Annotated in this window: 17 protein-coding genes; 4 read left to right on the top strand and 13 right to left on the bottom strand. The window is 70.7% G+C overall.

Annotation, left to right across the window (positions count from 1 at the left end; translation table 11 throughout):
• Positions 1 to 2: 2 nt before the first annotated feature.
• From secA to mtrA, 6 genes are all read right to left on the bottom strand, one after another.
• Positions 3 to 2,888: a preprotein translocase subunit SecA gene (gene secA / locus C503_RS0111380; protein WP_018682330.1), complete on the bottom strand. Its 2,886-nt coding sequence runs from the start codon at positions 2,886 to 2,888 to the stop codon at positions 3 to 5.
• A gap of 340 nt (positions 2,889 to 3,228) precedes the next feature.
• Positions 3,229 to 3,981, bottom strand: a complete 753-nt coding sequence (gene hpf / locus C503_RS0111385; protein WP_018682331.1) for a ribosome hibernation-promoting factor, HPF/YfiA family — start codon at positions 3,979 to 3,981, stop codon at positions 3,229 to 3,231.
• Between the two features lie 525 nt (positions 3,982 to 4,506).
• Positions 4,507 to 5,253, bottom strand: coding sequence for a ComF family protein (locus C503_RS38995; RefSeq protein WP_018682332.1), 747 nt, complete (start codon positions 5,251 to 5,253; stop codon positions 4,507 to 4,509).
• Between the two features lie 70 nt (positions 5,254 to 5,323).
• Positions 5,324 to 7,042, bottom strand: coding sequence for an LpqB family beta-propeller domain-containing protein (locus C503_RS0111395; protein WP_018682333.1), 1,719 nt, complete (start codon positions 7,040 to 7,042; stop codon positions 5,324 to 5,326).
• Complete coding sequence (gene mtrB / locus C503_RS0111400) at positions 7,039 to 8,664, bottom strand: MtrAB system histidine kinase MtrB (protein ID WP_084477030.1); 1,626 nt, start codon at positions 8,662 to 8,664, stop codon at positions 7,039 to 7,041. Before mtrB ends, C503_RS0111395 begins: the two co-directional genes overlap by 4 nt.
• A gap of 79 nt (positions 8,665 to 8,743) precedes the next feature.
• Entirely contained in the window at positions 8,744 to 9,421 is a 678-nt protein-coding gene (gene mtrA / locus C503_RS0111405) for an MtrAB system response regulator MtrA (RefSeq protein WP_026316177.1), read from the bottom strand.
• Positions 9,422 to 9,518: 97 nt separating this feature from the next.
• Here mtrA and C503_RS0111410 point away from each other — a divergent pair, with 97 nt between their 5' ends.
• Complete coding sequence (locus tag C503_RS0111410; protein WP_018682336.1) at positions 9,519 to 10,001, top strand: VOC family protein; 483 nt, start codon at positions 9,519 to 9,521, stop codon at positions 9,999 to 10,001.
• Positions 10,002 to 10,050: 49 nt separating this feature from the next.
• Here the strand turns inward: C503_RS0111410 and C503_RS0111415 are convergent, their stop codons facing one another.
• A complete protein-coding gene (locus C503_RS0111415) occupies positions 10,051 to 10,683 on the bottom strand; it encodes a dTMP kinase (protein WP_018682337.1) in 633 nt (210 codons plus the stop codon).
• Between the two features lie 236 nt (positions 10,684 to 10,919).
• Positions 10,920 to 12,410 (bottom strand): adenosylhomocysteinase, encoded by a 1,491-nt coding sequence (gene ahcY, locus C503_RS0111420; RefSeq protein WP_018682338.1) that lies wholly within the window; start codon positions 12,408 to 12,410, stop codon positions 10,920 to 10,922.
• 109 nt (positions 12,411 to 12,519) lie between these two features.
• On the opposite strand from ahcY, the gene C503_RS0111425 reads away from it, so the two are divergent.
• From C503_RS0111425 to C503_RS0111435, 3 genes are all read left to right on the top strand, one after another.
• Positions 12,520 to 14,868, top strand: coding sequence for an alpha/beta hydrolase family protein (locus tag C503_RS0111425; RefSeq protein ID WP_018682339.1), 2,349 nt, complete (start codon positions 12,520 to 12,522; stop codon positions 14,866 to 14,868).
• Positions 14,869 to 15,101: 233 nt separating this feature from the next.
• A complete protein-coding gene (locus C503_RS0111430; protein WP_018682340.1) occupies positions 15,102 to 16,646 on the top strand; it encodes an amino acid permease in 1,545 nt (514 codons plus the stop codon).
• Positions 16,647 to 16,655: 9 nt separating this feature from the next.
• On the top strand, positions 16,656 to 17,909 hold the full coding sequence (locus C503_RS0111435; RefSeq protein ID WP_018682341.1) for a glutamate mutase L: 1,254 nt from the start codon (positions 16,656 to 16,658) through the stop codon (positions 17,907 to 17,909).
• Position 17,910: 1 nt separating this feature from the next.
• Here C503_RS0111435 and C503_RS0111440 read toward each other — a convergent pair whose 3' ends face one another.
• From C503_RS0111440 to C503_RS0111460, 5 genes are all read right to left on the bottom strand, one after another.
• Complete coding sequence (locus tag C503_RS0111440; RefSeq protein WP_156893144.1) at positions 17,911 to 18,201, bottom strand: hypothetical protein; 291 nt, start codon at positions 18,199 to 18,201, stop codon at positions 17,911 to 17,913.
• 54 nt (positions 18,202 to 18,255) lie between these two features.
• A complete protein-coding gene (locus tag C503_RS0111445; protein WP_018682343.1) occupies positions 18,256 to 19,179 on the bottom strand; it encodes a cation diffusion facilitator family transporter in 924 nt (307 codons plus the stop codon).
• Positions 19,180 to 19,247: 68 nt separating this feature from the next.
• Positions 19,248 to 20,471 carry a mannose-6-phosphate isomerase, class I gene (gene manA, locus C503_RS0111450; protein WP_026316179.1) on the bottom strand — a complete coding sequence of 408 codons (1,224 nt, stop codon included), beginning with the start codon at positions 20,469 to 20,471 and terminating at the stop codon, positions 19,248 to 19,250.
• Positions 20,472 to 20,648: 177 nt separating this feature from the next.
• Positions 20,649 to 21,743: a hypothetical protein gene (locus C503_RS0111455; RefSeq protein WP_018682345.1), complete on the bottom strand. Its 1,095-nt coding sequence runs from the start codon at positions 21,741 to 21,743 to the stop codon at positions 20,649 to 20,651.
• The gene (locus tag C503_RS0111460) at positions 21,740 to 21,937 is read right to left on the bottom strand and encodes a Trm112 family protein (RefSeq protein ID WP_018682346.1); all 198 of its coding nucleotides are present in this window, start codon (positions 21,935 to 21,937) and stop codon (positions 21,740 to 21,742) included. Before C503_RS0111460 ends, C503_RS0111455 begins: the two co-directional genes overlap by 4 nt.
• Between the last annotated feature and the right edge of the window lie 23 nt (positions 21,938 to 21,960).

Raw genomic sequence — 21,960 nt, forward strand, 5'->3', positions numbered from 1 at the left:
CCTCAGCGGCGGGGACCCTTGCGGCCCTTCTTGGCCTGGTCGCGGGCCTGCTGCCGACGCTCGCGGCGGGTGCCGCTCGCGCCTGCGCCGTCGCCGTTGTCCGCGGACTCCGAGTGTGACTCGACGCCGCCGTCCTCGGCCGGGCCGCTGTAGCTCAGGCGCTGGGTCGGGGGCTCGAAACCCTTGCTGCGCAACGCGGGCGGGAGCTTCTCCGTCGCGGTGGCGGCGGCCGCCTGCTCGGCCTGGGCGCGCTGCTGGGCGGCCTGGGCGCGTTCCTGGCGGGCGCGCAGCTCGGCCTGGCGGGCCTGCTCGGCCGGGTCGGTGACCTGGGGCAGCGGGGTCGGCTGGGGGGCCAGCTGGACCGGGGCGGGTTCCGGCTCGACCGGCTCGACCGGGACGTTGAACAGGAAGCCGACCGTCTCCTCCTTCAGCGCGTCGAGCATCGCGCCGAACATGTCGAAGCCTTCCTTCTGGTACTCGATCAGCGGGTCGCGCTGGGCCATGGCGCGCAGGCCGATGCCCTCCTTGAGGTAGTCCATCTCGTAGAGGTGCTCGCGCCACTTGCGGTCCAGGACCGACAGCATGACCTGCCGTTCCACCTGCCGCATCGCGCCCTCGGTGCCCACCTTGGCGTCGATCTCCGCCTCGCGCGCCGCGTAGGCCGCGTGCGCGTCGTCGGTGATGGCCTTGAGCAGGTACTCGTGGTCCATGTCGTGGCCGTCGGCCTCGGCCTGGTCGACCAGGGCCTCCCAGTCCAGCGAGATCGGGTACAGGGTCTTGAGCGCGGTCCACAGCTTGGCGTGGTCCCAGTCCTCGGCGTAGCCGTCGGCGGTGGCGCCGGTGACGTAGGCCGCGACCACGTCGGTGATCATGTGGTCGACCTGCTCGCTGAGGTCCTCGCCCTGCAGCACCCGCAGCCGCTCGGCGTAGATCACCTTGCGCTGCTTGTTCATGACCTCGTCGTACTTGAGGACGTTCTTGCGGATCTCGTAGTTCTGCTGCTCGACCTGGGTCTGCGCGCTCTTGATCGCGCGGGTGACCATCTTGGCCTCGATCGGCTGGTCCTCCGGCACGTTCATCATGGTCATGACCCGCTCGACCATGCCCGCGTTGAACCGGCGCATCAGCTCGTCGCCGAGCGACAGGTAGAACCGGGACTCGCCCGGGTCGCCCTGACGACCGGACCGGCCGCGCAGCTGGTTGTCGATGCGCCGGGACTCGTGCCGCTCGGTGCCCAGCACGTACAGCCCGCCCGCGTCGCGCACCTCGACCTTCTCGGCCTTGACGGCCTCGTCGGCCTTCTCCTGGGCGGCGGGCAGCGCGGCGCGCCACTCGTCCGGGGTCTCCACCGGGTCCAGGCCGCGCGCGCGCAGCTCCTCCTCGGCGATGTGCTCCGGGTTGCCGCCCAGCACGATGTCGGTACCGCGACCGGCCATGTTGGTGGCGACCGTGACCGCGCCCTTGTGCCCGGCGCCCGCGATGATCCCGGCTTCCTTCTCGTGGTGCTTGGCGTTCAGCACGTTGTGCGGGACGCCGGCCTTGACCAGCAGCTTCGACAGGTACTCCGACCGTTCCACGCTGGTGGTGCCGACCAGCACCGGCTGGCCCTTCTCGTGCCGCTCGGCGATGTCCTCGGCGACCGCGAGGAACTTCGCCTCCTCGGTCTTGTAGATCAGGTCGGCCTGGTCCATCCGCACCATCGGCCGGTTGGTCGGGATCGGCACCACGCCCAGCTTGTAGGTGTTGTAGAACTCGGCCGCCTCGGTCTCGGCGGTACCGGTCATGCCCGAGAGCTTGGTGTAGAGCCGGAAGTAGTTCTGCAGGGTGATCGTGGCCAGGGTCTGGTTCTCGGCCTTGATCTCCACACCCTCCTTGGCCTCGATGGCCTGGTGCATGCCCTCGTTGTAGCGGCGGCCCGCCAGCACGCGGCCGGTGAACTCGTCGACGATGAGAACCTCGCCGTTGCGGACGATGTAGTCCTTGTCGCGCTTGTAGAGCTCCTTGGCCTTGAGCGCGTTGTTCAGGTAGCCGACCAACGGCGTGTTCGACGCCTCGTACAGGTTCTCGATGCCCAGCTGGTCCTCGATGAACGCCACGCCCTTCTCGGTGACACCCACCGTGCGCTTGCGCTCGTCCAGCTCGTAGTGCACGTCCTTGCGCAGCATCGGGGACATCCGGGCGAACTCCTGGTACCAGCGCGAGGACTGGTCGGCCGGACCGGAGATGATCAGCGGGGTGCGCGCCTCGTCGATCAGGATGGAGTCGACCTCGTCGACGACGGCGAAGTTGTGGCCACGCTGCACCATGTCGTCGAGCGACCAGGACATGTTGTCGCGCAGGTAGTCGAAGCCGAACTCGTTGTTCGTGCCGTGCGTGATGTCGCAGTTGTATGCCTCGCGGCGCTGCGCCGGGGTCATCTCGGACAGGATCACGCCGACGGTCAGGCCGAGGAAGCGGTGGATGCGGCCCATCCACTCCGCGTCCCGCTTGGCCAGGTAGTCGTTGGTGGTGATGACGTGCACGCCGTCACCGGACAGGGCGTTGAGGTACGCCGCCAGCACGCCGGTCAGGGTCTTGCCCTCACCGGTGCGCATCTCGGCGACCTGCCCGAGGTGCAGCGCGGCACCGCCCATCAGCTGGACGTCGAAGTGGCGCTGGCCGAGCACCCGCTTGGCGCCCTCCCTGGCCACCGCGAACGCCTCCGGCAGCAGCTCGTCGAGGGACTCCCCGTCGACGTAGCGCTGCTTGAACTCGGCGGTCTTGGCGCGCAGCTCCTCGTCGGAGAGCCCGACGACATCATCCTCCAGCGAGTTGATGTGCGCTGCGATGTTGCGCAGCCGCTTGAGCATCTTGCCCTCGCCCGCGCGCAGGATCCGGGACAGCACCATCCTGAGTCGACCTCGCTAGCTGATAGTCGTGCACCCGGCACGGGCGCTCCTATAGGTCATCGTAGGCAACCCCGCGCGCGCCGTGCACCGACGTCCGTGCCCGGCGGCGTGGGGGCTGCCCGGTGACCACCACCACAGGCCCAACGGTTCGGCACCGCCGGAGGTTCCGGACCCGTGTCCGATTGGGAACCGTTAACGCCCGGTCGAGTGGTCAGGGGCGAATTCCGGGTCCGGGCACGACCGTGCCCCGGGGCTGGCTGGCACCCGGGGCACGGCCGGTCTGGAGGGTCGTTCACAGGTCCGGTGGACACCGGACGTGTTCGGTTCGACAGGAGGAGGGTCAGACGAGCTTGATGACGCCGTAGTCGTACGCGCGGCGCCGGTAGACGACGCTGGGGACGCCGGTGTCGGCGTCGGAGAAGAGGAAGAAGTCGTGGCCCACGAGCTCCATCTCGTACAGGGCCTGGTCGACGGTCATCGGCTTGGCCGGGTGCTCCTTCTCCCGGACCACGCGGCCGGGCAGGTACTCCGCGCCCTCGGCACCGTCGGCGCTGTCGGTGATGCCGGGACCCGCCTCGTCCTCGGACCAGCGCTGCTCGGGCAGCATCACGCTGCCGTAGACGCCGTTCACCTGGTCGACCTGGCTGCCGTTCACATGGCCGTCGTAGGCGTCGGCGTAGTCGTCCTCGGGAGCCTCCAGCACCGTGGTCCGCGAACGGCCGCCATCCGCGCCGTTCATCGCGGCGATGCCGACGGCCTCGGCCACGGAGACCGGGGTCCGGCGCCCGTGGTGGACGCGCCTGCGGTCGTGCAGGCGGCGGAGCCGGTTTTCGAGTTTGCTCACCGCCAGGTCCAGGGCGGCGTAGAAGTCGCCCGAACAGGCCTCGGCACGCACGGCCGGGCCACGGCCCTTGCCGGTGATCTCGACCCGCTGGCAGTTCTTGGACTGCCTGCGGTTGGGCTCGTGGAACAGCTCCACGTCGAAGCGGATGACCTTGCGGTCGTAGCGCTCCAGCCTGCTGAGCTTTTCCTCGACGTGGATCCGGTAGTGCTCCGGGATCTCGACGTTGCGGCCCTTAACCACGATGTCCATACACGACCTCCCTCGCTGTCGGCGAGTACTGCGTTGCACAAAATCGGGATTGGCGCCGGGCTGGTCTGGATTCCAACTCCAGGACAGGACCTGACCTGGGGCGATGCCCCGGGAGGTCAGTGGTCCACCGGCACCAGGGTCATGGGCTCCTCGCCTCCTCCCTGCCGACCGGGAATGGTGATAGCGCAGCACGTTAGCCCGGGTTTCGGTTCCGCAACAGCCCCCGAGGCGGGCGACATCCGTTCGCGACCCAGAGTGACACCAAGCGACAACCCGACGGTCACGCACGGCCACGCCGTGGTCGCGACGGCCGAACGTACGCGCCGCGAATCACCCGCTCGGCCGACCGCACCCGACCGAGCAGCCGTACCCAGGGCTGCGTCGACCGGCGCCGTGCGCTCCGCCAAGAGGCCGGAGTCCCTTTTCGTGCTCCACCGCATACCTGGCCAACGAGCCCGAACGGCCCAGGGTTCCCGGATTTCTTCACCCGTTCGGGGGTACCGATCGGCGTCCCGGAATCCGGGATCACACGGTTGCCGCGCAGACGAGCACGGCGAGCACGGGGTAACCGGCGGTGCCGAGGGCGCGCGCACACGCCGCCGCCGTGGCACCGGTGGTGACGACGTCGTCCAGGACCAGCAGCGGGGTGCCCGGTGGCGGCAGACCGGTCGGGGCGACGACCAGGTGGCGGGCCAGGTTGGCCGCGCGCTCGGCCGGGCCGAGACCGACGGAATCCTTTGCCCGGCTAGCGAACCCGAGCGCCTGCGTGGTGCCCGCGACCAATCCCGACCCGGTCAGGTTGTCCGCGACCACGGCCGCGACCCGTGCCATGTGGTGCCCACCGCGTCGCCGCGCGGCCGCCTTGCTCGATGGCGCGGGCACCAACCACAGCCCGGGTGGTTTGTTGGCGGCGTGCGGGGGTACGTCCGCCGTCGATGAAGAATCGACCGTTGGGACCCAGAAGACCCTGGCCAGGGCAGGCGCTCGTGCGGCCAACGCGGGCAGGGCACGGGTGAGGGCGTTGCCCAAGGGGACGGCCAGGGCACGTCGGCCCCGCTCCTTGTAGGCGATGACCGCCTTGCGCGCCGGGCCCGAGTACGTGGTGAGCGCGTAGACCGGCGGGGAACGATAGGTGGCTGAGCGTTCGACGGCGAACAGTCCGGTGAGTGTAGTGTCGCAGGTTCGGCACCAGTGCGTGCCGGGGTGGGCGCAGCCCGCGCAGCGGCGGGGGACGATGAGGTCGATCAGCTGGGCCAGGGTTCCGTTTCGCATGCCGACAGCCTGGCGTTGATGGAATTCCGACGCACAAAGTTGTCCACAGGGCCTTTGCCAAGCCCAGCGATCAGCCCGGGTAGAACGGGGTCGAGCCAGGGGGCTGGTTGTACTGGTACGTCTGCCAGAGCTTGCCCGGCTCCTGCGTCGACCACATCCCGAAGTTGTCCGTGACGATCACCGCCCGCCCCGGCGCTGCGGTGATCGCCGTGATCGGGTTCGTCAGGTTGGTGTTGTTGTAAGGGTTGTAGCCGTACCCGTCGATCGGCAGGCTCACCACCTGCCGGGACGTCGCCGCGATCACCGTGAGGCGGTCGAGCCAGTCGAGGCCGATCACGTCCTTGACCGCGTTCCCCTGCAGCGTCCGCGTGACCCGCAGCGACACCGCCTCGTTGTTGCGCACCACCGAGGCCACCCGCACTTCCCCGTTGACCACCGCGGCCACCCGCGCGCCGTCGCGGGACAGCCGGAGCTGCGTGATCGTGCCCTCGTTGGCGGTCAGCTCGGAGGCGTCCACCGGCGAGGTCTTCCAACTGCCCGCCGCAGTGCGCACGACGCGGACCACCACGGTGCCGTCCTGGACCGTCCAGACCTCGCTCGGGCCGGACTCGGCGCCCGCGGAGAACAGCCAGGTGGGGCGGGTCAGGGTGTGGGCCTCGGGGAGGCTGATCTCGGGGAGCTCCTCGTTGGTGCGGCCGACCCGCAGCCGGACGCCGTTCGGCACGCGTTGGACGACGGCGAGGTGGCTGCCGTCCAGGGACTGGGCGGCGCTGGCGATGTCGTACGCGCCGTTGCCCGCCGGGCCGTCGAGGTCCTTGCCGTCGCGCAGGGACTTCAGCCGGTTGTTGGACACGACCAGGCCGAGCAGGTCCGGCTTGAGCGCGGTCAGCGCGTCGTAGCTGCCGACGTCGCTGACCGTCCAGTCCTCCTGGCCGGGGATGAGCGGGGCGCCCTGGCTGCGCAGCCGCAGCGGGCTGGTGGTCACCTCGCGCAGCGAGTACACCAGCTGGGCGGCTATCCGCTGTTTGTCCTCGGCAGACTTGTCGACCTTGGCCAGGTTGACCAGGATCTCGCCGGTCGACTCCTCCACCACGTTGGTGCTCAGCTCCACCCCGTCCAACTGGCTGCGGACCGCGCCGCGCAGGGACATCGACGGGCCGAGCAGCAGCAACGTCACCACTCGGCCGTAGAGGTAGCGGCGGGGCTCGATCTCCACATAGCGCGGGTCCGGCACCAGCACGCGCTGCTCGTTGTCGAAGAACTCCAGGTTGACCCGGCGGTAGCTGGTCTGGAAGTCGGACTCGGTGATCAGCACGACCGGCGGCGGCTCGGAGATGCGCCACTGTCCGTCCTCGCGGCTGACCACGACCCGGTAGGAGAACTCGCTCACGCTGGTCGCGTAGACGCTCTCCGCGGTGAGGTTGCCGGTGGTGTCGCCGCTGAGCACGACGATGACGTGGTCGGCGGAGTCGCCGCGGTCCTGGACCGACTGCGGGAGGGTCTTGAACTGGTCCTTGATGATGGTGGGCGGCGCCGCGCCCTTCCAGCTCTGGGCGGCGGCGTCGGTGAGGTAGGTGCGCGCGACGTCGGAGTTGCCCGCGGCGAACACGAACTGCTGCACCAGGCTGAACGGGTCCAGTCCGGGTGCGGGTTTGCCGATCTGGCGGGGCTGTTCCTCGGTGGTGTTCACGATGACCCGCGGCAGCGTGCGGTCGGGGATGTTCGCGCACCCGGCCAGACCGAGCACGCACAACAGGATCCCGCCGAGCCTGCTCAGCGTCCGGTTCACGGGTACACCTCCTCGGGCACGGACAGCGGCGGCGGCGCGGCCTGGGTGATCGGGCGCGCGTCGGCCGGGGGTAACGGCAGCGGGCTGTCGCCGTAGTCGACGCCCTGTTCGCGGGGCAGGGTGAGCCGGAAGCAGGCGCCCTCGCCGGGTTCGCCCCAGGCGTCCAGGCCGCCGCCGTGCAGGCGGGCGTCCTCCAGGCTGATCGCCAGGCCCAGGCCGGTGCCGCCGGTGTGCCGGTTGCGGGAGGGGTCGGCCCGCCAGAACCGGTTGAAGACCAGCTCGGCCTCCCCGGTCCGCAGCCCGACACCGTGGTCCCGCACGGTCACCGCGATCGAGTCGGCGTCGCCGACCATGCGCAGCTCCACCGGGTTGCCCTCGCCGTGGTCGATGGCGTTGGCCAGCAGGTTGCGCATGATGCGCTCCACCCGCCGGGACTCGACCTCGGCGACGACCTCCTCCTCCGGCAGGTCCAGCACGATCTCCGAACCGGCGTTGTGCGCGATCACGCGCACCGACTCGACCGCGCGGCGGGCGATCGCGCGCAGGTCGACGTACTCGGCGATCAGCTCCTCGACGCCCGCGTCCAGCCGGGAGATCTCCAGCAGATCGGCAAGCAGCGTCTCGAACCGGTCCAGCTCGTCGACCAGCAGCTCGGTGGAGCGGGCCAGGCCCGCGGGGAACTGGGCGCGTGAGGCGTGCAGGACGTCCGCGGCCATCCGGACGGTGGTGAGCGGGGTGCGTAGCTCGTGCGAGACGTCGGATGTGAACCGGCGCTGCACGTGCCCGAACTCCTCCAGCTGGCGGATCTGTCTGGCGATGCTCTCAGCCATCTCGTTGTAGGACTGCGCCAGCCGGGCCACGTCGTCCTCGCCTGCGACCACCATGCGCTCGTCCAGCTCACCGTCGGCGAACCGCTCGGCGGCGCGCGCGGCCCGGCGCACCGGTAGCACTACCTGCCGCGTGACGAGGTTGGTGATGCCCGCGAGGAGCAGCAGCAGCACAAGACCACCCACGACCAGGGTGCTCTGCACGACGTCGATCGTGCGCTGCTCGGCTGCCAGCGGATAGAGCATGTAGAGCTGCAACGGCGGTGTGCTGGTGGAGACCGGCACACCCACCATCAGGTAGGTGACCCGCTCGTTGTTGCGTTCCACGGTGTAGATCTGCGTGACCGTGCGGTTGGGCGTGCTCAGCACGAAGTCGCGCAGCGACTGCGGCACCTTGTCGTACGGGCCCGCCGAGCTGACGTCCTCTGGCGCGATGTGCGAGGCGTCGGTGGCCAGCACCGGCTCGAACGCGCCAGCCGAGCCCGCCCCGGACTGGTCCGGCGAGGAGCTGGTGAGCTTGTTGATCGCGCTGTTGAGCCGCTCGCCGATGTTGTCCGAGTCGCGGATGCCGACCAGCTCCCGCTCGGCGATCTGCACCGCGGCCCTGGTCTGCGCGATCGCCGCGGCCTCCTTGGTGTTCACCAGCCGCTCGGTGATCTGGTTCTGCAGGACCATGCCCAGCACGAACGTCACCGCGGAGCCGAGCGCCAGGGTGCTGACCGCGACCCGCAGCTGCAACGAGCGCCGCCACAGGTCGCTGAACGCGCTCGACCGACGTCTGCCCGCGGCCACCATGGCACGCGCGGACGCCACGACCCGGCGCAGCGGGTCGGCGCGCCGGGTCGGGGGTTCGGACGTCTCGGTCACCTCTGGCTCACGGAGGGCCCGCCTTGTAGCCGACGCCGCGCACGGTCAGCACGACCTCGGGGTGCTCCGGGTCGCGCTCCACCTTGGACCGCAGCCGCTGCACGTGCACGTTGACCAGCCGGGTGTCGGCCGCGTGCCGGTAGCCCCAGACCTGCTCCAGCAGCACCTCGCGGGTGAACACCTGACGCGGCTTGCGGGCCAGCGCGACCAGCAGGTCGAACTCCAGCGGGGTGAGCTGGATGGACTTGCCCTCGCGGATCACCTCGTGGCCGGGCACGTCGATGGTCAGGTCGCCGATGGTGAGCATCTCGGCAGGCTCGGACTCGGTGCGCCGCAGCCGGGCCCGCACCCTGGCCACCAGTTCCTTGGGCTTGAACGGCTTGACCACGTAGTCGTCCGCGCCGGACTCCAGCCCGAGCACGATGTCCACGGTGTCGCTCTTGGCGGTGAGCATGACGATCGGCACCCCGGACTCGCCGCGGATCGCCTTGCACACGTCGATGCCGTTCATGCCGGGCAGCATGAGGTCGAGCAGCACGAGGTCGGGTTTCAGCTCACGCAGCGCGGGCAACGCCCGGGAGCCATCGGCCACCACGGCCGTGTCGAAACCCTCGCCGCGCAGCACGATAGTGAGCATCTCGGCGAGAGCCGGGTCGTCGTCCACAACCAGCACTCGTGCCTTCATGGCCACATAGTCGCACTGTTCACAGTGTGTGCGACCACCGGCCGCCCCGTCCCCCCATCGAGTACGTTGAACCTTGAACGAATCCGAGGGAGCTGCCATGGGCATCCGCAGGCTCAACCACGCCGTCCTGTACGTCCGCGACGTCGACCGCAGCATCACGTTCTACCGCGACGTCCTCGGCTTCCGCCCGGTCACCCGTATGCCCGGCGCCGCCTTCCTGCGCGCCGCCGACTCCGACAACGACCACGACCTCGGCCTCTTCCAGGTCGGCGGACACGCCCCCGGCCAGCCGGAGGGCGGGGTGGGGCTGTACCACCTGGCCTGGTCGGTGCACACGCTGCCGGAACTGGCCGAGTTCAAGCGGGTGCTGACGGAGGCGGGAGCGCTGGTGGGGGCCTCGGACCACGGGGTGTCGAAGTCGCTGTACGCGAAGGACCCGGACGGGGTGGAGTTCGAGGTGTCCTGGTTCGTCCCCCGCGACCGGGTCACCCGCGAGATGGAGGAGTCGGGCGCGCCCCGCCCCCTGGACATCGACGCCGAGATCGCCCACTGGGGCACGGAGCTCGTCGGCGCCCTCTAGTGGTGCGACAACCCCAGAGGAATCCGAGCGAGCATTGTCGGAAGTCATCTCAGGCCAGGAGTGCTGCCGATAGCGAGGAAACGTCAACGGCGGTGCTGCCGTCGACGACGTGCCAAGGGGACAGCCAGTTGGCAGCGGCCAGACCGTCGTAGACGTCGCCGACGCGGATCTGTAGCTCCGTGTCGGACTCCCACCTGTCCCGAGCGCGGGCGTCCACGTGCTCACGATGGGCAGACCGCTCGGCCGCCAACGTCGCCGAGACTCGCAACAACAGTTGGGCGTGAGGAACAGGAAGCTCGAACCGGTCGATCTCGATGGACTTGACCCAACGAACAAACTCGCCGTCAGCGGACTCATGCAGCCGGGCCGCGCCGTAAGCCGCGTTGGAGGCCACGTACCGGTCCAGCAGCAGCACGTCGTAGGCCGCGAGATCAGCCCGGAGATCCGCGCCTTGACGGTCCAGCGCGTACAGCACGGCCATCCCGTAGACCGACTCGCCCAGCCCGCCCAGACGGCCGTGCAGGCCGTCGTGGACCAGGTCCGCCGTGACGGACTCGCCGTACCGGGGGAACGCCCGGGTACCGACCCGGGCCCCGTGTTCGGCGAAGGCGGCGGTGAGCTTGTCGGCCAGGGTGCGCTTGCCCGCGCCGTCCAGGCCCTCGATGACGATCAGTCGTCCCACAAGGCCACAACATAAGACACCCGTGGGCGGCGCGACCCGGCTCCCCTCCGGACCACGCCGCCCACGGTGCCTCTCCACCCCCCGGGGCGGCTCCACCGGTTCTGGCATGCCCCCTGCGCAGGCCAGAACTACACAAGATCGCTCGACCGGGTCGGTTTGTTACACCTTTCGGGGACAAAGACGCGGGCCCCGGCACGCTGGTTGCGTGCCGGGGCCCGGGGAGAAATCCCTACCGATCAGTAGCGGTAGTGCTCCGGCTTGAACGGGCCCTCGACGTCGACGTCGATGTACTCGGCCTGCTCCTTGCTGAGCTTGGTGAGCGAGCCGCCGAGCGCCTCCAGGTGGATGCGGGCGACCTTCTCGTCCAGCTTCTTGGGCAGCCGGTACACCTCCTTGTCGTACTCCTCGCGCTTGGTGAACAGCTCCACCTGGGCGATGACCTGGTTGGAGAAGCTGTTGGACATCACGAAGCTCGGGTGGCCGGTGGCGTTGCCCAGGTTCAGCAGGCGGCCCTCGGACAGCACGATGATCGAGTGGCCGTCCGGGAACACCCACTCGTCGACCTGCGGCTTGATGTTGATCCGCCGGATGCCGGGGGTGCGGGCCAGGCCCGCCATGTCCAGCTCGTTGTCGAAGTGGCCGACGTTGCCCAGGATGGTCTGGTGCTTCATCCGCGCCATGTGCTCGGCGGTGACCACGTCCTTGTTGCCGGTCGTGGTGATCACGATGTCGGCGCGCTCGACGGCCTCCTCCAGGGTGCGCACCTCGAAGCCGTCCATGGCCGCCTGCAGCGCGCAGATCGGGTCGATCTCGGTGACGATGACCCGGCCGCCCTGGGCGCGCAGGCTCTCCGCCGAGCCCTTGCCGACGTCGCCGTAGCCGCAGACGACCGCGACCTTGCCGCCGATGAGCACGTCGGTGCCCCGGTTGATGCCGTCGACCAGCGAGTGCCGGATGCCGTAGCGGTTGTCGAACTTCGACTTGGTCACCGAGTCGTTGACGTTGATCGCCGGGAAGAGCAGCTCACCGGCCGCGGCGAGCTGGTAGAGCCGCAGCACGCCGGTGGTGGTCTCCTCGGTGACGCCGCGGATGGCCTCGGCCACCCTGGTCCACCGGCCCGCGTCGGCGGCGATGGTGGTGCGCAGGGTCTCCAGCACCACGGCCCACTCCTCGGAGTCGTCCTCCGTGGTGGCCGGGATGATCCCGGACTTCTCGTACTGGACACCCTTGTGCACCAGCAGCGTCGCGTCGCCGCCGTCGTCCAGGATCATGTTGGGCCCGGCGCCGTCCGGCCAGGACAGCATGCGCTCGGTGGCCCACCAGTACTCCGGCAGCGTCTCGCCCTTCCAGGCGAACACCGGGACGCCCTTGGGCTCCTCCTCGGTGCCGTGCGGGCCGACCACGACCGCGGCGGCCGCGTGGTCCTGGGTGGAGAAGATGTTGCACGAGCACCAGCGGACCTCGGCCCCCAGGGCCACCAGGGTCTCGATCAGCACGGCGGTCTGCACCGTCATGTGCAGCGAGCCGGAGATCCGCGCCCCCTTGAGCGGGTAGACCTCGGCGTACTCCCGGCGCAACGCCATCAGGCCGGGCATCTCGTGCTCGGCCAGGCGGATCTCTTTGCGCCCGAACTCGGCCAGGGACAGATCCGCCACGGCGAAGTCGACACCGTTGCGGGTCTGCGCGAAGCTCGCCCCGGTAGCGCTCCGCGTGTCTTCTGCGGTCATCGAAAAGATCCTCCAGACTTCTGGTTCCTGCTGAACACTACCGGCGTGGCCGGTGTCCCGGGGCGCCCGAAAGGAGTGTTCCGGCGTCGGAGCGTGACCGGGGAGGGACATGTTGCTTACCGGCTCGGAAACCCGGGTGGTCGAACTGCGCGTGCACGGCATCATGGGCACCTCCGCGGAGAGCCTGGTCGGCTCGGTCGCGGCGGTGGATGTCGCGGGCGACGGTATCGGGCGAATCGTGCGCCCGGCCGACCGGCTGCTGCGGCCCGCGCCCGGCCCGGTGCTGCGGGCCGAGGGGCGGTCGGTGCCGCGCGTGGTCGAGGGCTACGTGTGGGGCGCGATGACCTCGGGCGGGGTGGCGAAGGCCACGTGGGCGCTGCTGTTCCCGTTCTCGCTGACCAACATGGCGCACTGGATGCTGCCACCAGCGCCGAGCGGCCACCGGCCCGCGCGGCTGCTGGCCGTGGTGAACCGGTCACTGCTGCGGTTGGCGGCGCTGCTGCTGACCGCGCTGCTGGTGACGCAGGCGGCCGTGGTGAGCATGGACCTGGTGGCCGCGCAGTGCCTGGCCCCGGGCACCGCCTGCCTCGCCTGGGTGCCCGACTGGCTGCGCGCCACCTGGCCGTTCCGGCAGGTCGTCGGCGTGCTGCCGGTGCTGTTCGCGATCTACGTGCTGTACCGGATCTCGTGCATCGCCTGGGAGACGCCCGCCGCGCCGAACCCGCCGGACGCGCAGCCGAACCTGAAGGTGCGGCTGCCCGGCCGGAACCTGGTCTCCGACCCGGACACGCCCGCGTTGCGCGCGCTGCACCTCACGATGGCCCTGGCCACCGTCGCGCTGCTGCCCCTCGGCGGCCCGTTCGCACCGCCGAAACAGCCGCTGACCTGGTGGTTGTGGTTCCTGGCGATGGTGCTGGCCGGGGTCTGCCTGCTGTGCGTGCTGCTGCTGGACGACCCGCGCGGCGCCGAGCCGACGGCGGGCGGGCGCGGGCTGCGGGCCGCGCTGGGCCGAGTGCCACGCACGATGCTGCTGTTTCTGGGCGGGGGCCTGGCGTTGACCTCCGGCGCGGTCGCCGACCCGCTGCCGGTCGACCTGATCGGCACCGGGCCGACCGTGGAGGCGATCGCGGCGACGTTGATCGGGGTGGTGGTGCTGCTGGGGCTGCTGCTGGTCCCGGCCGCGCTGATCGCCCGCCGCACCTGGGTCGACCAGCCGAAGTGCCTGCGACCGTGGGCGGGCGGCTGGATGGCCGCGCCGGTGCTGGCGATCGCCGCGCTGCTGGGCGGCGGGTTCGGCGCCGGGCTGGCGATCTCGCTGCGCAAGCTGATCGGCTCCGCGAACACCGCGCTACCGCACGGGTACGAACAGGTCACACTGCTGTGGGGCGCTGCGGCGGCGATCGGGGTGGCACTCGCGATACCGCTGGGCACGATCGCGGCGGCCCGGATGCTGCTGGCACCGGCCGGTTATCCCGAGGTGGGCCTGCTGCACGCGGGCAGGCTCGCCGAACAGATCACGGCGTTGCGGCACTGGCGGATGGCCGGATGGCAACGGCGCAACGGGCACCGGGTGATCCTGGCGCTGGCCGGGGTGCTGACGGCGGGCACCGGGGTGGCGGTGTCCATGCGGGTCGCCGGGATCGAGCCGCCGCAGTGGATGGACCCGTTGTCCACGTTGGGAATCCTGACCCTCGGCGTCATGGCGGGCGCCCTGCTGCGCGCGGTCTACACGGCGGCACAGGAACCCAAGGCGGGCAAGCGGTTGGGCGTGATCGCCGACCTGGCGTCGTTCTGGCCGCGCGAGGCGCACCCGACCGTGCCGCCGAGCTACGCGCTGAAGGTGGCACCGGAACTGGCGGCGCGCGCGGTGGAGCACCTGAAGGACCCGAACGTGCGGGTCGTGCTGGCCGGGCACAGCCAGGGCAGCCTGCTGGTGGCGGTCACCGCGGCACGGCTGATGGAGTCGCTCAACGAACCGGAACGACAACGGGTAGGGCTCGTCACGTTCGGCTCGCAGCTGCAATGGGCCTATCCGAGAGCGTTCCCGGCCGCGGTACCGCACGCGTCACTCGCCGAACTGGCCGGACGACTGGGCACCCGGTGGCGTTCGCTGTGCCGGGGCACCGACCCACTGGGCGGCGCGGTCACGACCTGGGGGCGTCAGGTGTGCGATGGCCAGCTGCTGGGCACCGGTTTCCGCCCGGACGGCACGGTCGGCCCGTTGCCAGCGGCGACACCAACGCCGACCGGCGGCCTGGTGCTGGGCGGCGACCATTGGCTGCCCGACCCCATGCGCGGCCCGTTCCCCGGCAGACGCTGGTCGGCGGGCGTGCTGGGGCACAGCGACTACCTCGCCGACCCGGAATGGGACCGGGCGATCGCACTGGCGGCCGGACTGGACCCGGAGGACCCGAAGTCCACACTGTCCTGGCCGCCACCACGCGGTCAGCGGGGCTGACAAGATCATTGCACAGTCGGACCACGAAGATCAACTAGGCGGGGCGAACCCCCGGAACCCGCCTTCGAGCGCGAGCTTGTGCGAGTGGCTCGGCGGGGTGTGGTTCCCAGGTTCGGACAGTGGGATGTGAACCGCCAAAGGACCCACAAAACGGCGTCGACACGGCGAAAGTCCACCAGGAGCGTTAGCCTCTCGTGGCCGATTCACACCCACGAAGTTACGAGGAGGCTCCCGTGACCGGTACCGACCAGGCGCGGCGCGGCGGACTGTTACGGACCAAGTCCGTGGAGCAGTCGATCGCCGACACCGACGATCCGGACACCAAGCTCCGGCGCAACCTGTCCACCTGGGACCTGGTCGTCTTCGGTGTGGCCGTGGTGATCGGCGCGGGCATCTTCACGCTCACCGCGCGCACCGCCGGTGACCTGGCCGGACCCTCGGTGTCGGTGGCGTTCGTGATCGCCGCGGTCGCCTGCGGTCTGGCGGGTCTGTGCTACGCGGAGTTCGCCTCCACGGTGCCGGTCGCGGGCAGCGCCTACACCTTCTCGTACGCCTCGTTCGGCGAGTTCGTGGCCTGGATCATCGGCTGGGACCTGATCCTGGAGATGGCCGTCGGCTCGGCCGCGGTGTCCAAAGGCTGGTCGGTGTACCTGAACACGGTGCTCGGCTACCTGTTCGACTTCGACCCGGGCGCGCGCACCGTGACCATCGTGGACGTCGCGGGCGTCAGCATGGACTGGGGCGCGCTGCTGCTGGTGGTCATCCTGGCCTCGTTGCTGGTGGTGGGCACCAAGCTGTCCTCCCGGGTGAGCATGGTGATCACCGGCATCAAGGTCGCGATCGTGCTGTTCGTGATCATCTTCGGGCTGTTCTACGTGAAGGCCGCGAACTACACCCCGTTCGTCCCGCCGTCGCAGCCGGGCGGCGCGGGCCACACCGGCGTGGAGCAGTCGCTGTTCTCCCTGATCGCGGGCGGCCAGGGCAGCTCGTTCGGCGCGTTCGGCCTGCTCGCGGGCGCCTCGCTGGTGTTCTTCGCGTTCATCGGCTTCGACATCGTGGCCACCACCGCGGAGGAGACCCGCGACCCGCAGCGCTCGGTGCCGCGCGGCATCTTCGGCTCGCTGTCCATCGTGACCGTGCTGTACGTGGCGGTGTCGCTGGTGCTCGTCGGCATGGTCAGCTACCAGCAGCTGGCCACCTCGGTGAAGGCCGACGGCACCGAGGACCACAAGACCCTGGCCACCGCGTTCTCGCTGAACGGCGTCGACTGGGCGGCCCAGATCATCTCCATCGGCGCGCTGGCGGGCCTGACCACCGTGGTGATGGTGCTGATGCTGGGCCAGGTCCGGATCGTCTACGCGATGTCCCGCGACGGCCTGCTCCCGCGCGGCCTGGCCAACACCGGCAGCCGCGGCACCCCGGTCCGCGGCACCCTCGCGGTCGCCGTCCTGGTCGGCATCGCGGCCACCTTCTTCGAGGCGGGCAAGCTGGAGGAGATGGTCAACGTCGGCACGCTGTTCGCGTTCGTGCTGGTGTCCGCGGGCGTGATCGTGCTGCGGCGGACGCGGCCGGACCTGAAACGCGCGTTCCGGGTGCGCTGGGTGCCGCTGATCCCGATCCTGGCGATCATCGCCTGCGTCTGGCTGATGCTGAACCTGACCGTGCTGACCTGGCTGCGGTTCATCGTGTGGATGGTGGTGGGCGTGGTCGTGTACTTCGCCTACAGCCGCGGGCATTCGTTGGTCGGCAAGCGCGAGCGGGAAACCGAATCCGTTTAGCATCCGCGTGTGCCTTTCCTGTGTGTGGATGTCGGATCGACGTGGACGAAGGGCGCGCTGATCTCGGCGGCCGGTGAGCTGTCGGGCACGGCCCAGCACGCCACCACGCCGCCGGAGGTACTCGACGGTGTGACCGCCGTGGCCTCGGCGCTGGGTGTCGCAGGCGCCGAGGTCCTGGTGTGCTCGTCGGCGGGCGGTGGTCTGCGGTTGGCTGTCGTGGGCCAGGAACGGCTGGTCAGCGCGGAGGCGGGCTACCGGGTCGCACTGTCGGCGGGAGCGAAGGTCGTGCACGTTTCGGCGGGACCGCTGAGCAACGTGCGGGCGCTGCGGGAGTCGCGGCCGGATGTCGTGCTGCTGGTCGGCGGCACCGATGGCGGAGACGAGCGGGTGTTGCTGCACAACGCCCGCAAGCTGGCTACGAACCGGGTGCGAGTGCCGATCGTGCTGGCGGGGAATGTCGCGGTGCAGGAGGCGGCTGTCGGCTTGTTGGCCGGGTGCACAGTCGTACCGACCGCCAATGTGCTGCCGGATGTGGGCGAGTTGAATCCCGGGCCCGCGCGGGCGGCGATCCGGGATGTGTTCCTGCGGCATGTGATCGGCGGGAAGGGGCTGTCGCGAAGCCCGCGTTTCCGTTCCCTGGTGCGGACTGTGACCCCTGACGCGGTACTCGCGGGAGTGTCCCGGCTTGCACACGCGGATAGTGGCGCGGTGCTGGTGGTCGATGTCGGCGGGGCCACTACGGACGTCTACTCGGCCGTATCCGATGCGGAACCCGGGGTGTCCGCGGTGGGTCTGCCCGCGGATCGGCGGACGGTCGAGGGCGACATCGGCATGCGTTGGTCGGCACCGGGAATCGTGACGGAGGCGTTGACCGAACGGCTGATCACGGATGATCGGTTGATGGGCCCGGCGCGAGGCATGTCCGTGGACTTCGTACCGGGGACACCGGAAGAGGCCGCCGTGGACCGCGAACTGGCCACCCTGGCGACCGTGCTCGCCATCCGCCGCCACCTGCGCCACATCGACGGCAACCTGGGCCCGCGCGGGGCCGGACTGCTGATCCTGTCCGGCGGGTTCTTCCGCCACGCCACCGCCGACGCACTGACCGAAGTGGAGTCCACCCTCCGCGCCGACCCGATCCTGCGCCCCATCCTCCGCACAGCCACAGTGACCGTCGACCGCGACTACGTCCTGGCCCCGGCGGGCCTACTCGCCGACGCCGGTCACCATGCCGCCGCCGACAACCTCCTGCGGCGGCTGTAGTTCAGCCGGAGCAGAGAAAGCGGTGGGTGGGGGCATCGGAGTAGACGCTGTAGACGACGAACGCGGTGAACGCCAGCGCGATGATCAGCAGGATCGTGAGCGCGGGGGTTCGCTTCGCCCTCAGCACCAGGAAACCGCCCAGCAGGCATAGGGCGACAGCCGCCCAGGCGAGGAGGTAGGCCGAGGTGGGCATCGGCAACATGCCGTCACAGGTGCCGCCCCGTTGCCGCACCAGCCGCTGACTGACCTGCGCCCCCAGCACACCGAGCACGACGCCCAGGCCGACCGACATGGCCCCGACGATCGCAGGAACGCGGCGGTAGCCCTTCACCGCTCTGCCGACAGGTCAGTTGGTGCGAACCGACTCGCGGTAAAGGTCCGGCTCCAGATAGATCAGCCGCGCCGCCGGTACCGCCGCGCGCACCCGGGCCTCCGCGTCATCGATCGCCTGGGCGACGTCCTCCATCGGCAACCCAGCCCGGAGCGCGATCTTGGCCGCGACCAACAGCTCCTCCGGCCCCAGGTACTGCGTCCGCAGGTGGATGATCCGCTCCACCTTCCCGGTGGCCAGCTCATCCTCGATCTTGGCCAGCTCCGCGGGCGTGGCCCCCTCACCGATCAACAGCGACTTCATCTCGATGATCAGGATGATCGCGATGACCCCCAGCAGCACCCCGATGCACAGCGTGCCGACCCCGTCCCACACCGGGTCACCGGTGGCCACCGTCAGGCTCACCCCCAGCAACGCCAGGACCAGTCCGAGCAACGCACCCGCGTCCTCAAGCAGCACCACCGGCAGCTCGGGCGAGCGTGACTGGCGGATGAACCCCCACCACGACACATCCCCCTTGATCTTGCGGGACTCCTGGATGGCCGTGAAGAACGAGTACCCCTCCAGCCCGACCGCCACGATCAGGATGCCGATGGCGATCCACGGGGACTCCAGCGGTTCCGGGTGGCCGACCTTGTGGATACCCTCGTAGAGCGCGAAGACCGAACCCAGCGTGAACAGCATCAGCGCGACCACGAACGAGTAGAAGTACCGGTCCCGCCCGTAGCCGAACGGGTGGTCGGAGGTGGCGCGGCGCTGGGAGGTCTTCTGGCCGAGCAGGAGCAGGCCCTGGTTGGAGGTGTCCGCCAGCGAGTGCACCGACTCGGCCAGCATCGAGGACGATCCGGTGATCAGGAAGCCGACGAACTTGGCGGCCGCGATCCCGGCGTTGGCGGCCAACGCGGCGAGGATGGCCCGGGTGCTGCCCCCTGCGGACACTGGCGTCTCCCTGGAGTCGGACGGAGTCGGAACGGACTGCGGATCGAACCTGCTGGTCGGGACGGAGCCTAGAGCGTGTCGTGCGCGGGCGCCTCGGCACCCACGGTTGCCACGAACACCTGTGCCCGGCCGTCCGCGTGGACGGACAGGTCCGGGTCGCTCGCCGGGACCCACACCGACTGGCCGCGGCGCAACGGCACGCCGTCGACGGTGACCGAGCCTTCGGTGCACACCAGGATCAGCGGGCGGGCCCTCGGTAGGGGTACCTCGTCGGACTCGCCGTCCGCCCACTCGATCCGGGACAGTTCGAACTCCGGTGCCTCCGTGCGGTACGTGCGCAGCCTGCCGGTCTGGTCGCCGGTCGAGACCGGCATGTCGCCGCAGCCGAAGTCCAGCACGCGCAGCAGTTCCGGCACGTCCACGTGCTTGGGGGTGAGGCCGCCGCGCAGGATGTTGTCCGAGTTGGCCAGGATCTCCACGCCGGTGCCGTGCAGGTACGCGTGCAGGTTGCCCGCGGGCAGGTAGATGGCCTCGCCGGGCTGGAGCACGAGCCGGTTGAGCAGCAGCGCGGCCAGTACGCCCGCGTCGCCCGGGTAGCTCTCACCGAGTTCCAGCACCGTGCGGCACTCACGGGTGAACGCGCCGCGGGCCTTCACGTGTGCGACGCAGGCGTCCAGCAGGTCCGGCAGCAACCGGTCCAGGGCTGGCTGCGGCAGCGTGATCCATGTGGTGAACAGCGCGCGCAGGCCGTCCGGGTTGGGCTGGCCGACCAGCAGGTCGATGTGCGGGGACAGGCCGGGCGTGCGCAGCGACTCCAGCAGTTCGATCGTGCGGTGCGGGTCGCGGAAGCCCGCCAGCGCGTGGAACTCGGTGAGCGCGCAGACCAGTTCCGGCTTGGCCGTCGGGTCGGGGTAGTTGCGGTTGGCCGCGTCCCGGTGGATGCCCGCCGCCTCCTCGACCGCGTACCCGGACGCGGCCTGGGCCGCCGACGGGTGGGCCTGGATGCTCAGCGGCTCCTCCACCGCCAGCACCTTGAGCAGGAACGGCAGCCGGTTGCCCCAGCGCGCGGCGGTCGCGGCGCCCAGCTGGCCCGTCGGGTCGGCCTCGATCCTGGCCAGCAGCGAGTAGGACGTGCCCGCGCTGTCGACCACGTGCGAGGGGTCGCCGGGGTGCGCGCCCATCCACAGCTCCGCCTCCGGGTGCGGGGTGGGCACCGGTCTGCCGAGCAGCTCCGCGATGGTCGTACGCGACCCCCACGCATACGGGCGCACCGCATTGCGCAGCAGCTCCACCTGACTACTCACTCCCTCGTGCGTGCCCGCGCCCGCCGCGCCCGGCACGTCGTCGCCGCCCCCGTCCCGGGTCGGCTCGTCCTCTCGCCCGGTGCGGACCACGCGCGTGCGGGCCCGCTCGCCCGTTCGCGCACCCGCCCGGTGCCGCCTTCGCTCACGTCCTGGTCCGGCGCCGCCTCACGCCGTGGCGGGCGCGTACCGCCCGGACCCGCCGGTGGTGCCCGCCGCCAACCCGAGGTACAGCGCGGCCAGCTCGAAGCGGAGCGCGAGCACGGCGGCGCAGGTCGGTTCGTCCGCGGTGATCTCCTCGGCCGGGGCGAGCACGTCCGCGCCCGGCAGCGTCTCGGTGGCCTGCCTGCGCACAGGGTCGCCCGGTCGGGCGCGCACGGCCAGCAGCAGGACCCGGGGCGGCGCGCCGACGGAGCCGTCCACGTCGTCCGGGTCGGCGAAGATGTCGCGGCCCGCGGTGGCCCGCACGGCCGAGCGGTGCAGTGCCAGCCTGCTGCCCGCCTGCAGGTAGCCTGCGACATCGCAGACCAGGTCGGTGTGCGTGCCGAGTACCTGCACGGCGTGCCTGCCGACCGCGGTGGCCACGTGGTCCAGGCCCCACAGCAGCGGCGCGTGCTCGGCCAGCCGCAGCGCCAGTGTCTTGGCCGGGTTGACGAACGACTCGTGCTGCGGGTGGCTGCGCTCGGCCTCCCGGTCCAGCTCGTCGGCCAGCAGGTCGACGTCCAGCCGGAGCAGGCCAAGGGCGTCCAGCGCGAGCAGGCCCGCGGTGTACGCCTTGGGGAAGCCGAAGCCGGGCCGCACCGCCAGCCGCGGCGTGATCAGCACGCCGCCGCCCGCGGCCGCCGCCGCGACCGGTCCCTCGGCGGGCGCGGTGAGCACCACGCCCGCGCCGCGCCTGCCCGCCCGGTCCACGCCCTCGGCGAGCGCCGGGTCGCCCGGGTCGTCGGTGTGCCCGATGACCACGTCCAGCGCGCCGACCCACGGCGGCACCTGGTCGGTGACCACCAGCGGCACCCCGCACGAGGGCAGCAGCAGCTCGGCCAGCAGCCGGGACACCGCCGGGCCGAGGCCGGGCCGGGTGATCAGCACGATGGCCCGCGGCCGGTGCCCGGCCAGCCGGTCGAGGCCCGCTTCCCGAGCGGCCTCGGCGGTGGCGCGGACCTGCGCGCCCGCCATGGCCGCGGCGCGCAGCAGCCCCTCCTGGTCGGCCTCGCCCAGCCGGGTGAGGTCGTCCAGCAGGCTGTCGTCGGCCGCGCTGGTCACGGTCGGTCCGGTTCGACGGCCTCGTCCAGCAGCAACACCGGGATGCCGTCCGTGACGGGGAACTGCCTGCCGCACTCGGTGCAGGTCAGCGCGTCCGCGGCCGGGTCGTCCGGGGTGCCGGTGACCAGCGGGGCGTGGTCGTCCGACGGGCACGCGAGGATGTCCAACAGCTGCCGGTCGAGTGTCACTGCCATGGTCGGTCCTCCTCGTGGTCCAG

Origin of the sequence: Actinokineospora enzanensis DSM 44649 (assembly GCF_000374445.1) — a bacterium.
Classification (GTDB): domain Bacteria; phylum Actinomycetota; class Actinomycetes; order Mycobacteriales; family Pseudonocardiaceae; genus Actinokineospora; species Actinokineospora enzanensis.

Coding starts and splice junctions, on each gene's coding strand:
- C503_RS0111425 (WP_018682339.1), top strand. CDS start 12,520: ATGTTGCTTACCGGCTCGGAAACCCGGGTGGTCGAACTGCGCGTGCAC.
- mtrA (WP_026316177.1), bottom strand. CDS start 9,421: ATGAAGGCACGAGTGCTGGTTGTGGACGACGACCCGGCTCTCGCCGAG.
- C503_RS0111410 (WP_018682336.1), top strand. CDS start 9,519: ATGGGCATCCGCAGGCTCAACCACGCCGTCCTGTACGTCCGCGACGTC.
- C503_RS0111460 (WP_018682346.1), bottom strand. CDS start 21,937: ATGGCAGTGACACTCGACCGGCAGCTGTTGGACATCCTCGCGTGCCCG.
- C503_RS0111440 (WP_156893144.1), bottom strand. CDS start 18,201: ATGTCGGTCGGCCTGGGCGTCGTGCTCGGTGTGCTGGGGGCGCAGGTC.
- ahcY (WP_018682338.1), bottom strand. CDS start 12,410: ATGACCGCAGAAGACACGCGGAGCGCTACCGGGGCGAGCTTCGCGCAG.
- C503_RS38995 (WP_018682332.1), bottom strand. CDS start 5,253: ATGCGAAACGGAACCCTGGCCCAGCTGATCGACCTCATCGTCCCCCGC.
- hpf (WP_018682331.1), bottom strand. CDS start 3,981: ATGGACATCGTGGTTAAGGGCCGCAACGTCGAGATCCCGGAGCACTAC.
- mtrB (WP_084477030.1), bottom strand. CDS start 8,664: ATGGTGGCCGCGGGCAGACGTCGGTCGAGCGCGTTCAGCGACCTGTGG.
- secA (WP_018682330.1), bottom strand. CDS start 2,888: ATGGTGCTGTCCCGGATCCTGCGCGCGGGCGAGGGCAAGATGCTCAAG.